Here is a 14,388-nt window from a genome sequence, read left to right on the forward strand (position 1 = left end):
CGAGTTGCAGGAAGGCGGCAAAGGAGTGAATCCCCAGGAGCGTACATAAGTACGTGACTGGGGTGAACGAGTGTAGCCAACGCACCTGCAACTTGAAGTATGACGGGTAATACCAAAGGAGTGGCGTATGAGCGGTGTGGAATGGACAATTCTGTTCCTGCAACTCATGGTTGCGATTATGCAACTATTGGATGCGTATCTTAAGTTTGGAGCCTGACGCATTCAGTCGCAGTAAAAAGGGGGATTGAACTCCCCCTTTTACTCTCATCTTATTACTGCTTCGGCTCAGCCACCACGTTGCTACCCAGACCGCGGTTGTTGTATTCCCACATGCGGTTGAAGTTAGCGTCGTTCAGGTTACGCTGCACGTTCCCTTTATCATCCACCGTACCGGTATTGCCGGAGAACGGACGTTTGGAAATCGCGGCATCGGCCCATGGCTTCGCCATATTGAAGCCTTCGTTGATCACGCTGTCGCGGATCACCACCTGGCCGTTGGTCGCAGAGTCCACATCCAGGGAGCGACCCAGTTGCGCCACGCCGTCACCGGCAGCGTTAAAGCGGCTGTTCACAGCAAGGAAACCGTAGAACAGGTTAGACTGGGTGGCTGGCGCAAACACATAGCCTTCCTGCTGGGTACGCGAGTTCACCACGCGGAAGTCCGTGTTATCAAACACCACTGCACCACGACCGGAAACCAGATCCACGTCACCTTCAACGTAGCTGTTGGTCACCAGCGTACGGGTCAGTCGGTTATTCTGCAGGGTGTTCTGCACGCCGCTGTTGGTCACGAAGAAGGTGTTCTGACGGCCGAGAATGTTGACGTTGTTGATCTGGACTTTATCGCCATCGCTACGCAGCGCAACGGCCTGGTGGGTACCGGCATCAACACTGTCACCCAGGGTATTCTGAATGGTCAGGTTTTGCAGTTGCAGACCGTTATTCTGAGACCAGAATACCGCTGAGCACATCACGCCAACGGTGGCGGAACGCTTGCTCTGGCAGTTATCAAACATATACCACGCCGGTTTGCCCGGCATATATTTGCCAGCCGGGTTGACCAGATGACGCCAGGCGTTGCTGTCGATTTCGGAATCAATCGCCAGGCCAATTTTAACATCGTTCGCTTTTTCGCCCAGACCGTACAGGGTAATGCTGCCTGGCGCCGCCGGAACATAGACGGTGCCTTCGTATTCACCTGGCAGGATAGCAATGTACTGGCGAGACGCGCTGTGTTTAGTGATGGCAGCATCCACCGCAGCCTGAATAGAGGTATGCGTTACGCCCTGCGCACCTGCCGGGCCAACCACGAAATCTGGCTGTTTCGGCAGGTTAATAGAAGACGGGGTCCACGGCGCAGCGTTAGGATCCATCGCCGAGAAGTAGTGCGCACGATCGAAGTTCTTCGCTTCATCCGCGGACAAAATCGGGCGGGATGCGGTGCCGGGGGCGACCTGCTCAGACGGTCGCTGGTCCGGTGGTGTTGAACTGCATGCGGATAAGGTCACGCCAAAGGCGAGTGCTAACGCCAGACGGGAAATCCTGGAAATGTTCAAGGTGAAGCTCCTGGGTATGCAAGTCTTTACGGGATAGACGAAATAGCCTGCTTTTTTATACTAAGTTGAGCGAAACGGGAAGATAAAAAGGGTAAAAGTTGCATTTTTCGCCCGCAGGGGGCGGGAAAGTCGTCACAAATAAATAACATTTTCCCTTATTACGGTTGACAGCAGACGGCAGATGAAAATAAATGTCTATACAACCCATGACAAGTGGAATGCCCATGCAGCAGATCCTTCCTGACGATGTAATATGGCGAAATGCGCGACTGGCGACAATGGCGCCGGATATTGCCGCGCCATATGGACTGAAAGAGCAACACGCCCTGGTCGTGCGCGGCCACACCATCCTTGCCGTGATTCCTGAATCTGACATTCCTTATGGACACGGTCACTGCGTCGATCTTCAGGGGCGTCTGGTGACGCCAGGCCTGATTGACTGCCATACCCACATGGTGTTTGGCGGCGATCGCGCGGCGGAGTGGGAGCAGCGGCTGAATGGCGTCTCTTATCAAACCATCAGCGCGCAGGGCGGCGGAATTAACGCTACCGTGACGGCGACGCGCAACAGCTCACCCGAAACGCTGCTTAAGCTGGCGCAGCAGCGGCTTCAGCGTCTGATGAACGAAGGTGTCACCACCCTTGAAATCAAGTCCGGATATGGCCTAAACGCCGATGCCGAAGAGAAGATGCTGCAGGTGGCACGCCAGCTGAGCCTGAATAACCCGATTGATATCAGCCCAACGCTGCTGGCCGCGCATGCGGTTCCGACGGAATACAAACACGATCCGGATGCATACCTTGCGCTGGTCTGCGAGCAGATCATGCCCGCGCTGTGGCAAAAAGAGCTGTTTGAAGCGGTGGACGTGTTTTGTGAAAACGTCGGCTTTACGCCGTCGCAAACCGAGCGCCTCTTCCAGGCGGCGACTGCGCTCGGTATCTCGGTAAAAGGGCATGTGGAACAGCTTTCAAACCTGGGCGGTGCGGCGCTGGTTAGTCGATTTAACGGGCTGTCGGCCGATCATATCGAATACCTGGATGATGCAGGCGTTCAGGCGATGGCGCAAAGCGGTACGGTGGCGGTTCTGCTGCCCGGCGCATTCTATTTTCTTCAGGAGCGCCAGCGTCCGCCGGTGGAACAGCTCAGAAAACAGGGTGTGCCGATGGCTGTCGCCACCGACTATAACCCTGGGACGAGCCCGTTTGCCAGCCTGCACCTGGCGATGAACATGGCCTGCGTACAGTTTGGCCTGACGCCTGAAGAAGCCTGGGCTGGCGTGACGCGCCACGCCGCGCAGGCGCTGGGCCGCGGTAAAACCCACGGACAGCTACGGGCAGGTTTTGTCGCTGATTTTATCGTCTGGGATGCTCATCATCCGGTAGAGATGGTCTACGAGCCGGGACGCAATCCGCTGTATCAACGTATTTTCCGTGGGGAGGCAGTATGAGGTTATGGCGGCCCGTTGCAGAATCGGTCTGGCAGGGGCGTGACGACAGCGCCGAGGCCAGCAATGCAACGCGTATTTTTCAGACCATACAACAGCAGGCAACGTTTACCCCATTGCCAGAGGGCATTGCGCTGATAGGCTTTGAATGTGATGAGGGGGTGAAACGCAATCAGGGCCGGCCCGGCGCCGGACAGGCACCGGATATCCTGCGTAAGGCGCTGGCGAATATGGCGAGCCATCAGGGACACGAGCGGCTGGCGGATATGGGCTCGGTCTGTGTGGAAGGAGACGAGCTGGAAGCGGCGCAGCAGGCGTTAAGCGATGCCGTCACCGCCTGCCAGCAGTCCGGAATGCGAACGCTGGTCTTTGGCGGCGGGCACGAGACCGCCTGGGCGCATGGCCGGGGCATTCTGGATGCTTTCCCAGACGAGCGCGTGGCGGTTATAAATCTTGACGCCCACCTTGACCTGCGCAAGGCCGACCGTGCGACGTCCGGCACGCCGTTTCGCCAGCTGGCGCGCTATTGCGATGAACGCGGGCGGAAATTTCGCTACGCCTGTTTAGGCGTAAGCCGGGCGGCGAACACGCAGGCGCTGTGGGATGAGGCTGAACGTCTGAACGTCACGCTGGTGGAAGATCTGCATTTCAGACGCGATGCGTTATCTGCCCTGGAAAAGCTGCTGGCGCAGGCCGATCGTATCTACCTGACAATCGATTTGGATGTCCTGCCCGCAGGCGAAATGCCTGCCGTTTCCGCACCGGCTGCGTTAGGCATACCGGCTCTGGATCTCCTGCCTGTTATCGAACATATCTGCCGTAGCGGTAAGCTTCAGGCCGCCGATCTGGTAGAGTTTAACCCGCACTACGATCGGGACGGACAGGGGGCAAAGCTTGCCGCCCGTCTGGCCTGGCAAATTGCTCACTGGTGGGCATAACAGCATTTAAGGAGTCATGATGTTTTCACGCTCACCGCTGCCGCAGTCGAGCCCTCCCGCACCTTTCTACGAAAAGGTAAAGCAGGCGATTAGCGAGAAAATCGCCACCGGCGTCTGGCGGCCGCACGATCGCATTCCGTCGGAGGCCGATCTGGTAGCACAGTTTGGTTTTAGCCGGATGACCATCAACCGGGCGTTGCGCGAACTGACCGACGAAGGGCTTCTGGTGCGTCTGCAGGGGGTCGGGACGTTTGTGGCGGAACCGAAAGGACAATCTGCCCTGTTTGAAATCCGCAGTATTGCGGACGAGATTGCCGCGCGTAATCATCAGCACCGCTGTGAAGTGCTGGTGCTGGAAGAGACGCAGGCCAGCGCCGAGCAGGCCGCAGAGCTTAACGTCAGGGAGGGAAGCCGCATCTTCCACTCCGTGATGGTGCATTTTGAAAACGACATTCCGGTGCAGATTGAAGATCGCTGCGTCAACGCCGAACGGATACCGGAGTATCTGGACCAGGATTACACCCAAACCACGCCGCACGCCTATCTTTCGCTGGTCGCCCCGCTGACGGAAGGGGAGCACATTGTGGAAGCCGTGCGCGCCACGCCGCAGGAGTGCGAACGTCTGCGTATTAAAGAACACGATCCGTGCCTGCTGATCCGCCGCCGAACCTGGTCATCGTCACATATTGTGTCGCATGCCCGGCTGCTATTCCCGGGGAATCGCTACCGGCTGCAGGGTCACTTTATGTCATAAGTTTTAAAAGCGTGATAGCTAACGCAATATAACAAAATTGTATCTTTTTTGTTAAAACCGACCTTGTGTGTGCTTGTCTATACAAGTATATCTAAATGCATCATCTGTCCCGTATGAGGAGCACACAATGTCGTCAGGTAAATACCGCCAGCAGGATGTCCGCGCCGCGCGCGGCACCACCCTTACCGCCAAAAGCTGGCTCACCGAAGCCCCGCTGCGCATGTTGATGAATAACCTTGATCCTGAGGTGGCGGAAAACCCCCACGAGCTGGTGGTCTACGGCGGCATTGGCCGCGCCGCGCGCAACTGGGAATGCTATGACGCAATTGTAAAGTCCCTGACTGAACTCGAACATGACGAAACCCTGCTGGTGCAATCCGGCAAGCCGGTGGGGGTGTTCAAAACCCACAAAAACGCGCCGCGCGTACTGATCGCCAACTCCAACCTCGTGCCGCACTGGGCCACCTGGGAACATTTCAACGAACTCGACGCCAAAGGGCTGGCGATGTATGGCCAGATGACCGCGGGAAGCTGGATCTACATCGGCAGTCAGGGGATTGTGCAGGGCACCTACGAAACCTTCGTGGAAGCCGGTCGCCAGCACTACAACGGCTCGCTGAAAGGCCGCTGGGTACTGACCGCGGGTCTCGGCGGCATGGGCGGCGCGCAGCCGCTGGCCGCCACGCTTGCCGGTGCCTGCTCGCTGAACATTGAGTGCCAGCAGAGCCGCATTGATTTCCGTCTTCGTACCCGTTACGTCGACGAGCAGGCGACCAGCCTGGACGATGCGCTGGCGCGTATCAAAAAATACACCGCCGAAGGTAAAGCAGTCTCGATTGCCCTGTGCGGCAACGCGGCGGAGATCCTTCCTGAACTCGTCGCCCGCGGCGTGCGCCCGGATCTCGTGACCGACCAGACCAGCGCCCACGATCCTTTGCACGGTTACCTGCCAAAAGGCTGGACGTGGGAAGCCTATCAGCAAAAAGCGGAAACCGACCCGGAAGGCACGGTACTGGCCGCGAAACGTTCCATGGCAGAACACGTCTCCGCCATGCTGGCCTTCAGCCAGATGGGCATTCCAACCTTCGATTACGGCAACAACATCCGCCAGATGGCGAAAGAGATGGGCGTGAATAACGCCTTTGACTTCCCGGGCTTTGTCCCTGCGTATATCCGCCCGCTGTTCTGCCGCGGTATCGGTCCGTTCCGCTGGGTTGCCCTGTCCGGCGATCCGGAAGATATCTACAAGACCGATGCCAAAGTGAAGGAGATCGTCGCTGATGACGAACACCTGCACCACTGGCTGGATATGGCCCGCGAGCGCATTAACTTCCAGGGCTTACCGGCGCGTATCTGCTGGGTAGGGCTGGCGTGGCGGCAAAAGCTGGGGCTGGCCTTTAACGAAATGGTACGCAGCGGCGAAGTCTCCGCACCGATTGTTATCGGCCGCGACCATCTGGACTCCGGCTCTGTCGCCAGCCCGAACCGTGAAACCGAAGCCATGCGCGACGGCTCTGACGCGGTTTCCGACTGGCCACTGCTGAACGCCCTGTTGAACACCGCCAGCGGCGCGACCTGGGTTTCGCTGCACCACGGTGGTGGCGTGGGGATGGGCTTCTCCCAGCATTCCGGGATGGTCATCGTCTGTGACGGAACCGATGAAGCCGCCGCGCGTATCGCTCGCGTGCTGCACAACGACCCGGCAACCGGCGTGATGCGTCATGCCGATGCGGGTTACGACATTGCGATTGACTGTGCCAAAGAGCAGGGACTCAACCTGCCGATGATCCCTGCCACACAAGGAAAGCATTAATGAACGCGTTAACACTCACACCCGGCTCACTGACCCTCAAGCAGCTGCGTAGCGTCTGGCGTCAACCGGTCACCCTTTCGCTGGATGAAAGCGCCCATGCCGCCATCAACGACAGCGTCGCCTGCGTCGAAGCCATTGTGGCCGAAGGGCGCACCGCCTACGGGATTAACACCGGCTTTGGGCTGCTGGCGCAGACCCGCATCGCGACACACGATCTGGAAAACTTACAGCGCTCGCTGGTGCTGTCTCATGCGGCGGGCGTTGGCCAGCCGCTGGATGATGAGATTGTCCGTCTGATGATGGTGCTCAAAATCAACAGCCTGGCGCGCGGCTTCTCCGGCATTCGACTGAGCGTGATCCAGGCGCTGATGGCGCTGGTCAATGCCGAGGTCTACCCGTGGATCCCGGCGAAAGGTTCCGTTGGTGCATCCGGTGACCTCGCGCCGCTGGCGCACATGTCGCTGCTGCTGCTGGGTGAAGGCCAGGCGCGCTGGCAGGGCAAGTGGCTCCCGGCGAAAGAGGCGCTGAAAAAAGCGGGACTCACCCCGATTACGCTCGCGGCCAAAGAGGGGCTGGCGCTGCTGAACGGCACGCAGGCATCGACGGCATTCGCGCTGCGCGGCCTGTTTGAAGCGGAAGATCTCTTTGCCTCAGCCGTTGTGTGCGGCGCGCTGACCACCGAAGCTGTGCTGGGCTCGCGTCGTCCGTTCGACGCGCGCATCCATGACGTACGCGGTCAGCGCGGGCAGATTGACGCGGCCAGCCTGTACCGTCACCTGCTTACCGACACCAGTGAGATTGCGGATTCGCACCACAACTGTGAAAAAGTGCAGGATCCGTATTCACTGCGCTGTCAGCCGCAGGTGATGGGGGCCTGCCTGACGCAGCTGCGTCAGGCCGCAGAGGTGCTGCTGGTGGAAGCCAACGCGGTGTCCGATAACCCGCTGGTATTCGCCCAGGAAAACGAGGTGGTCTCCGGCGGTAACTTCCACGCTGAGCCGGTAGCGATGGCGGCGGATAATATCGCGCTGGCGATTGCCGAAGTCGGCGCGTTGTCCGAGCGCCGCATTGCGCTGATGATGGATAAACACATGTCCCAGCTGCCACCGTTCCTGGTGCGTAACGGCGGCGTCAACTCGGGCTTTATGATTGCCCAGGTGACCGCCGCGGCGCTGGCAAGCGAGAACAAAGCCCTGTCTCACCCGCACAGCGTGGACAGTCTGCCTACCTCCGCAAACCAGGAAGACCATGTCTCCATGGCCCCTGCAGCCGGACGTCGTCTGTGGGAGATGGCGTCCAACACCCGTGGCGTGCTGGCGGTGGAATGGCTGGCGGCATGTCAGGGTATCGACCTGCGTGAAGGCCTGAAATCCAGCCCGCTGCTGGAGCAGGCGCGCCAGACGTTGCGCGAGCACGTATCCCATTACGATGATGACCGCTTCTTTGCGCCGGATATTGATAAGGCGATGCAGCTTCTGGAGGAAGGGCGTCTGGTAGGGTTGTTGCCGCCGGTGCTGTGATTTTTTTGCCCGGTGGCGCTGCGCTTACCGGGCCTACGGGTACGAAATCCAGGCCGGGTAAGGCGTAGCCGCCACCCGGCTTTTTTTACGAATACATCGCCGTAATCGACGCGCTCCCCAGCGTATGGAAATGCACGTTAAACCCTACCATTGCGCCGCTCGCCCCTTCATCCACGTCTATCTTCTCCACATCCAGCGCGTGTACCGTAAAGATATAGCGGTGGGTTTCCCCTTTTGGTGGCGCCGCGCCGCCGTAACCTGCTTTGCCAAAATCGGTGCGGGTCTGAATGGCGCCTTCAGGCAGCGCAACCAGGTCAGAGCCGGAACCCTGCGGCAGGACCCGCGTATCGGCAGGCAGGTTCGCCACAATCCAGTGCCACCAGCCCGAGCCGGTGGGGGCATCCGGATCGTAACAGGTGACGACAAAACTTTTGGTGCCCGCCGGAACATCATCCCACGCCAGGTGCGGGGAGATATTGTCTCCCTGATACCCCATGCCGTTGAATACGTGACGCTCCGGCAGCTTTTCACCGTCGCGCAGATCTTTACTGATGATTTTCATACGGTTTACCCTCGTGATTCACTCGTTCAGAAAGTGTAACGCATGGGGTTAAATCGTGAAATGCGCGGGATTGTTAACGGCTGTAACGACCGCGGCAGTTAATTTACGCAACTGCTCCTGCGTAATGATATACGGCGGCATCAGGTAGATAAGTTTGCCGAAGGGGCGCACCCAAACGCCCTGATCCACGAAGAAGCGCTGCAGCGCCGCCATGTTCACCGGATGGGTAGTCTCAATCACCCCGATGGCCCCCAGCACGCGCACGTCCGCTACGAAATTCGCTCCCGAGGCGGCGCTCAGCTCTTCTTTCAGCTGCGCTTCGATCGCCGCCACCTGCGTTTGCCACTCACCGCTCTCCAGAATCGCCAGGCTTTCACTCGCTACCGCGCAGGCCAGCGGGTTGCCCATAAACGTCGGGCCATGCATAAAGCAGCCCGCGTCGCCGTCGCTGATGGTGTCGGCGACCTGGCGGGTCGTGAGCGTGGCGGAGAGCGTCATCGTGCCGCCGGTGAGCGCTTTACCCAGACACAGAATATCCGGGGTGATACCCGCATGTTCGCAGGCAAACAGCTTGCCCGTGCGGCCAAAACCGGTGGCGATCTCATCGGCAATCAGCAAAATGCCCTCGCGGTCGCACATCCTGCGAATACGCTTCAGCCATTCCGGGTGGTACATCCGCATTCCACCTGCACCCTGGACAACGGGCTCCAGAATAACGGCGGCAATCTCCTGGCGGTGGGCGGCCATCAGCCGCGCAAAGCCGACCATGTCCATCTCGTTCCACTCGCCGTCAAAACGGCTCTGCGGGGCCGGGGCAAACAGGTTTTCCGGCAGATACCCTTTCCACAGGCTGTGCATGGAGTTATCCGGATCGCAGACCGACATCGCCCCGAAGGTATCCCCGTGATAGCCGTTGCGGAAGGTGAGGAACCGCTGACGGGACTCCCCTCTGGCATGCCAGTACTGCAGCGCCATTTTCATCGCCACTTCCACGGCCACGGAGCCGGAATCAGCAAGGAACACGCACTCCAGCGCGTCAGGCGTCATCGCCACCAGCCGACGACATAAATCCACCGCAGGCTGATGGGTGATCCCGCCAAACATCACGTGCGACATCTGGTCAATCTGCGCTTTCATCGCCGCATTCAGGCGCGGGTGGTTATACCCATGAATGGCCGCCCACCAGGAGGACATTCCGTCAATCAGCTGCTCGCCGCTGGCGAGATGCAGCTTGCAGCCGTGGGCAGAGGCGACCGGATAGACGGGTAGCGGGCGGGTCATCGAGGTGTAAGGGTGCCAGATATGCTGCGTGTCGAAGGTGAGATCGTCCTGGGTCATAATCGACTTGTAAACCATTTTGAAAAGTTTTAGGTTTACGAGTATAAACCGAACCGAAAATTAACAAAACCCTTTGGAGAAGCCCCATGGCTCACCACGCACGCTGGACGATGTCGCAAGTCACTGAATTATTCAACAAACCTTTCCTTGAGCTAATGTTCGAAGCCCAACAGGTGCATCGTCAGCACTTCGATCCGCGCCATGTTCAGGTCAGCACGCTGCTGTCCATCAAGACCGGCGCCTGCCCGGAAGACTGCAAATATTGCCCGCAGAGCGCACGCTATAAAACGGGCCTTGAATCCGAACGGCTGATGGAGGTCGAGCAGGTGCTCGACTCCGCCCGTAAGGCGAAAAACGCCGGGTCGACCCGTTTCTGCATGGGCGCGGCGTGGAAGAACCCGCACGACCGCGACATGCCGTATCTGGAGCAGATGGTGAAGGGCGTGAAAGAGATGGGTCTCGAAGCCTGTATGACGCTGGGCACGCTGAACGAAGAGCAGGCGCAGCGCCTCTCGGCGGCCGGGCTGGACTACTACAACCACAACCTCGACACCTCGCCGGAGTTTTACGGCAATATCATCACCACCCGTACCTATCAGGAGCGTCTGGACACGCTCGATAAAGTGCGTGAAGCGGGGATCAAAGTGTGCTCGGGCGGTATCGTGGGTCTGGGTGAGACGGTGAAAGATCGCGCCGGTCTGCTGCTGCAGCTGGCGAATCTGCCGACGCCACCGGAAAGCGTGCCGATCAACATGCTGGTGAAGGTGAAAGGCACGCCGCTGGCGGATAACGAGGATGTGGATGCGTTTGATTTTATCCGCACCATCGCGGTAGCGCGCATCATGATGCCGACCTCTTATGTGCGCCTCTCTGCCGGTCGTGAGCAGATGAACGAGCAGACCCAGGCAATGTGCTTTATGGCCGGGGCCAACTCCATCTTCTACGGCTGCAAGCTGCTGACCACGCCGAACCCGGAAGAGGACAAAGACGTTCAGCTGTTCCGCAAGCTGGGGCTGAACCCGCACCAGACCGAGGTGCTGGCAGGGGATAACGAGCAACAGCAGCAGCTGGAGCAGCAGATTTTTAATGCCGACACCGATCAGTTCTACAACGCGGCAGCGGTATGACCTGGGAGGCACGTATCCATTCTGCGCTAGACGAGCGGCGGGCGGCAGATGCGTTTCGCGTACGCAGGGTTGTCGAAAACGGCGCAGGCCGTTTTCTGACCCGTGAGAACCGGCAGTTTTGTAACTTCTCCAGCAACGATTATCTTGGGCTGAGCCAGCATCCGGCTATCATCCGCGCCTGGCAGCAGGGCGCGGCGCAGTATGGCGTAGGCAGCGGCGGGTCCGGACACGTCAGCGGATACACCACCGCGCACCAGGCGCTGGAGGAGACGCTTGCCGACTGGCTGGGCTACCCGCGCGCGCTGCTGTTTATCTCGGGTTTCGCGGCCAATCAGGCGGTCATTACCGCGCTGATGGGGAAAAATGACCGCATTGTCGCCGACCGCTTAAGCCATGCCTCCCTGCTGGAGGCGGCGAATTTAAGCCCGGCGCAACTGCGCCGCTTTGCGCATAACGACGCGGGACAACTCGCTGCGCTGCTGGATAAACCCTGTGACGGGCAACAGCTGGTGGTCACGGAAGGGGTGTTCAGCATGGATGGCGACAGCGCGCCGCTTGCCGCGCTGCATGACGCGGCAAAACGGCAAAACGCCTGGCTGCTGGTGGATGATGCCCACGGCATTGGCGTGATGGGCGACGAGGGTCACGGTAGCGCGCATCAGCAGCAGGTGAAGCCGGAACTGCTGATTGTCACCTTCGGCAAAGGTTTTGGCGTGAGCGGGGCGGCTGTGCTGTGCAGCGAGTCCGTCGCGGACTATCTGCTGCAGTTTGCGCGGCATCTGATCTACAGCACCAGTATGCCCCCCGCGCAGGCGGTGGCGCTGTCTGCGTCTGTGCGGGTGATTCGTAGCGCCGAAGGCCGTGAACGTCGGGCTCGTCTGGCGGAACACATCCGGCGTTTTCGACAGGGTCTGGATCGGCTTCCCTTCCGGAGTACCGATTCGCAGAGCGCAATCCAGCCGGTAATCGTCGGTGAAAACAGCCTGGCACTCACGCTGGCGCATACGCTGCGCGAGCGGGGGATGTGGGTCACGGCCATCCGTCCGCCCACCGTGCCGCCGGGTACCGCCCGACTACGCCTCACGCTGACCGCGGCACACGAAGCCGACGATATTGATGCCCTTCTGGAGGCGTTGCATGTCGCCAGTCAATAAACAGGCCATTGCGGCGGCCTTTGGCCGGGCCGCGCGCAGCTACTCACAGCACGATGAACTTCAGCGTCAGAGCGCAGAGGGGCTGCTGGCGTTGCTCGGCGAAACGTGCTTTAGCCAGGTGCTGGACGCCGGGTGCGGTCCCGGCGGAAATAGCCGCTACTGGCGCGAAACAGGAAGCCTGGTGACGGCCATCGACCTCTCTCCTGACATGCTTGCAGAAGCAAGGCAGCAGCAGGCCGCGCATCACTATCTGGTGGCGGATATCGAAGCGATCCCGCTGGCAGACGCGCAATTCGACCTGGTCTGGAGCCATCTGGCCGTGCAATGGTGCAGCAGCCTGCCGCAGGCCTTAAGCGAGCTTTACCGCGTGGCGCGTCCGGGCGGGAGAGTCGCGTTTACCACGCTGCTGGAAAGCTCGTTACCGGAGCTCAACCAGGCCTGGCAGGCGGTAGATGAACAGCCGCACGCTAACCGGTTTTTAGCGCACGAACAGGTCACGCAGGCGCTGGCTGGCTGGCGCTATCAGGGTCAGGTGCAGACCATCACCCTCCATTTCAGCGACGCGCTCAGTGCCATGCGCTCGCTAAAAGGGATTGGCGCCACGCATCTGCATACCGGACGCGAGAAAAAACTGCTCACCCGGGGTCAGCTGCAGCGCCTGGAGCTGGCCTGGCCGAAGGAGCGGGGAGATTTCCCGCTCTCTTATCAACTTTTTCATGGGATTATAGAACGTGACTGAACGCTACTTTGTCACCGGAACGGATACGGAAGTGGGGAAAACGGTGGCCAGCGCTGCGTTGCTGCAGGCGGCGAGACGGCTGGGAAAAAACACCGCCGGTTATAAGCCGGTCGCTTCCGGCAGCGAGATGACCGCAGAAGGTCTGCGCAATACCGACGCGCTGGCGCTCCAGCGGAACAGCACCCTTGAGCTCGCCTATTCCGCGGTGAATCCGTATACCTTTGCCGAGCCGACGTCGCCGCACATCATCAGCGTCGATGAAGGCCGTCCGATTGATTTTGACGTGCTTTCAGCCGGATTACGGTCGCTGGAACGCCAGGCGGACTGGGTGCTGGTGGAGGGGGCCGGCGGCTGGTTTACGCCACTCTCGCAGGACCAGACGTTTGCTGACTGGGTGCAGCGCGAGCAGCTCCCGGTCATCCTGGTGGTGGGGGTGAAGCTCGGCTGTATTAACCATGCGATGTTGACCGCGCAGGCCGTTTCGCAGGCGGGGCTGCGTCTGGCTGGCTGGATCGCCAACGACGTGGTTGCCCCGGGCAAGCGGCATCAGGAGTATCTGGCGACGCTTAAGCGCGTTTTGCCTGCCCCTTTCCTCGGGGAGATCCCGTGGCTTGCGGACGAGGCCGAACGGGCCGAAACCGGGCGCTATCTTGACCTCAGCGCCTTGCTTCCAGCGACATCCAGTGCGCGATAAGCTCATCGTCCAGTTCGTTAACGTGGCCCTGGGCCACGTTACGCCCGCGATATAGCATACAAAAACGTTCCGCGACCCGGCGAATAAACGACAGCCGTTGTTCAGCCAGCAGCACCGTCATGCCCAGTTCGCGGTTCAGGCGTACCAGCAGCTGTGCCAGCCTGTGCGCAAAACCGTGACCGGCGCCATGCATCGGCTCATCGAGAATCAGCATCCGCGGACGGTTTACCAGCGCATTGGCCAGAGCCAGCTGGTACTGGTCGTCTGGCGAAAGGGCGTTGGCCCGGGTCTGACGTAACGGGTAGAGTTCGGGTAACAGATCGTACACCTCGCTTTTCGCTTGCGGATCGGGCTTCCCCATCGCCCGCATAGCGATATGCAGATTCTCCTCAATCGTTAACTGGGAGAAGATGCGCCTGTCCTGCGGGACATAGCCAATTCCCGGCCCTGAACGCTGTTCTGGCGCCGGGCTCAGCAAATCACGCGGCGGCGCGCCCGCTTCATGCCAGATGATGGTGCCGCTTTCCACGGGCACTTTCCCGGCGATGCAATTCATCAGGGTGGTTTTCCCCATTCCGGGCAGACCTACGACGCCCGTACACACCCCTTGCGGAAAATCTAAATCCACGTTCCATAGCGTATGTTGGCTTCCATAAAACTGGTTCACTGCACGCAGACTCAACATCTTTCTCTCCTTAAAAATGTGTGTAGGTGAGGCTCGATGTTGATTGTGCAAAACCCCTGCCAG

14 protein-coding genes are annotated in these 14,388 nt (G+C 59.7%); 10 read left to right on the top strand and 4 right to left on the bottom strand.

Annotation, left to right across the window (positions count from 1 at the left end; genetic code table 11):
• Positions 1 to 127: 127 nt before the first annotated feature.
• On the top strand, positions 128 to 217 hold the full coding sequence (tisB, locus tag C1N69_RS06540) for a type I toxin-antitoxin system toxin TisB (RefSeq protein WP_095441843.1): 90 nt from the start codon (positions 128 to 130) through the stop codon (positions 215 to 217).
• A gap of 55 nt (positions 218 to 272) precedes the next feature.
• On the opposite strand, the gene C1N69_RS06545 is transcribed toward tisB, so the two are convergent.
• Positions 273 to 1,556, bottom strand: a complete 1,284-nt coding sequence (locus C1N69_RS06545; protein ID WP_155030868.1) for a putative acyl-CoA thioester hydrolase — start codon at positions 1,554 to 1,556, stop codon at positions 273 to 275.
• A 224-nt stretch (positions 1,557 to 1,780) separates the two neighbouring features.
• Here C1N69_RS06545 and hutI point away from each other — a divergent pair, with 224 nt between their 5' ends.
• The 5 genes from hutI (at position 1,781) to hutH (ending at position 8,026) form a co-directional block, all read left to right on the top strand.
• Entirely contained in the window at positions 1,781 to 3,004 is a 1,224-nt protein-coding gene (hutI, locus tag C1N69_RS06550; protein WP_155030869.1) for an imidazolonepropionase, read from the top strand.
• Positions 3,001 to 3,939 carry a formimidoylglutamase gene (hutG, locus tag C1N69_RS06555; RefSeq protein ID WP_155030870.1) on the top strand — a complete coding sequence of 313 codons (939 nt, stop codon included), beginning with the start codon at positions 3,001 to 3,003 and terminating at the stop codon, positions 3,937 to 3,939. The genes hutI and hutG overlap by 4 nt, the downstream gene beginning before the upstream one ends.
• A gap of 19 nt (positions 3,940 to 3,958) precedes the next feature.
• A complete protein-coding gene (locus tag C1N69_RS06560) occupies positions 3,959 to 4,693 on the top strand; it encodes a histidine utilization repressor (RefSeq protein ID WP_047958057.1) in 735 nt (244 codons plus the stop codon).
• Between the two features lie 127 nt (positions 4,694 to 4,820).
• Entirely contained in the window at positions 4,821 to 6,506 is a 1,686-nt protein-coding gene (gene hutU / locus C1N69_RS06565; protein WP_059386073.1) for a urocanate hydratase, read from the top strand.
• On the top strand, positions 6,506 to 8,026 hold the full coding sequence (gene hutH, locus C1N69_RS06570) for a histidine ammonia-lyase (protein ID WP_155030871.1): 1,521 nt from the start codon (positions 6,506 to 6,508) through the stop codon (positions 8,024 to 8,026). Before hutU ends, hutH begins: the two co-directional genes overlap by 1 nt.
• 85 nt (positions 8,027 to 8,111) lie before the next feature.
• On the opposite strand, the gene C1N69_RS06575 is transcribed toward hutH, so the two are convergent.
• Both C1N69_RS06575 and bioA read right to left on the bottom strand, forming a co-directional pair.
• On the bottom strand, positions 8,112 to 8,588 hold the full coding sequence (locus tag C1N69_RS06575; RefSeq protein WP_047958060.1) for a kinase inhibitor: 477 nt from the start codon (positions 8,586 to 8,588) through the stop codon (positions 8,112 to 8,114).
• 48 nt (positions 8,589 to 8,636) lie between these two features.
• Positions 8,637 to 9,944, bottom strand: coding sequence for an adenosylmethionine--8-amino-7-oxononanoate transaminase (gene bioA, locus C1N69_RS06580; RefSeq protein ID WP_155030872.1), 1,308 nt, complete (start codon positions 9,942 to 9,944; stop codon positions 8,637 to 8,639).
• A gap of 68 nt (positions 9,945 to 10,012) precedes the next feature.
• Between bioA and bioB the strand changes: the two genes are divergently transcribed.
• Genes bioB through bioD form a run of 4 tightly spaced genes read left to right on the top strand, consistent with a single transcriptional unit; the run spans position 10,013 to position 13,640 of the window.
• Positions 10,013 to 11,053, top strand: a complete 1,041-nt coding sequence (bioB, locus tag C1N69_RS06585) for a biotin synthase BioB (protein WP_045285438.1) — start codon at positions 10,013 to 10,015, stop codon at positions 11,051 to 11,053.
• Positions 11,050 to 12,207: an 8-amino-7-oxononanoate synthase gene (gene bioF, locus C1N69_RS06590; protein ID WP_155030873.1), complete on the top strand. Its 1,158-nt coding sequence runs from the start codon at positions 11,050 to 11,052 to the stop codon at positions 12,205 to 12,207. The genes bioB and bioF overlap by 4 nt, the downstream gene beginning before the upstream one ends.
• Positions 12,191 to 12,946, top strand: a complete 756-nt coding sequence (bioC, locus tag C1N69_RS06595; protein WP_155030874.1) for a malonyl-ACP O-methyltransferase BioC — start codon at positions 12,191 to 12,193, stop codon at positions 12,944 to 12,946. The genes bioF and bioC overlap by 17 nt, the downstream gene beginning before the upstream one ends.
• Positions 12,939 to 13,640 (top strand): dethiobiotin synthase, encoded by a 702-nt coding sequence (bioD, locus tag C1N69_RS06600; RefSeq protein ID WP_155030875.1) that lies wholly within the window; start codon positions 12,939 to 12,941, stop codon positions 13,638 to 13,640. Before bioC ends, bioD begins: the two co-directional genes overlap by 8 nt.
• On the opposite strand, the gene C1N69_RS06605 is transcribed toward bioD, so the two are convergent.
• Positions 13,603 to 14,325, bottom strand: a complete 723-nt coding sequence (locus tag C1N69_RS06605; protein WP_155030876.1) for an ABC transporter ATP-binding protein — start codon at positions 14,323 to 14,325, stop codon at positions 13,603 to 13,605. The two genes, bioD and C1N69_RS06605, sit on opposite strands and share 38 nt — an antisense overlap.
• Positions 14,326 to 14,388: the final 63 nt, after the last annotated feature.

Source organism: Enterobacter sichuanensis, assembly GCF_009036245.1.
Classification (GTDB): Bacteria; Pseudomonadota; Gammaproteobacteria; order Enterobacterales; family Enterobacteriaceae; genus Enterobacter; species Enterobacter sichuanensis.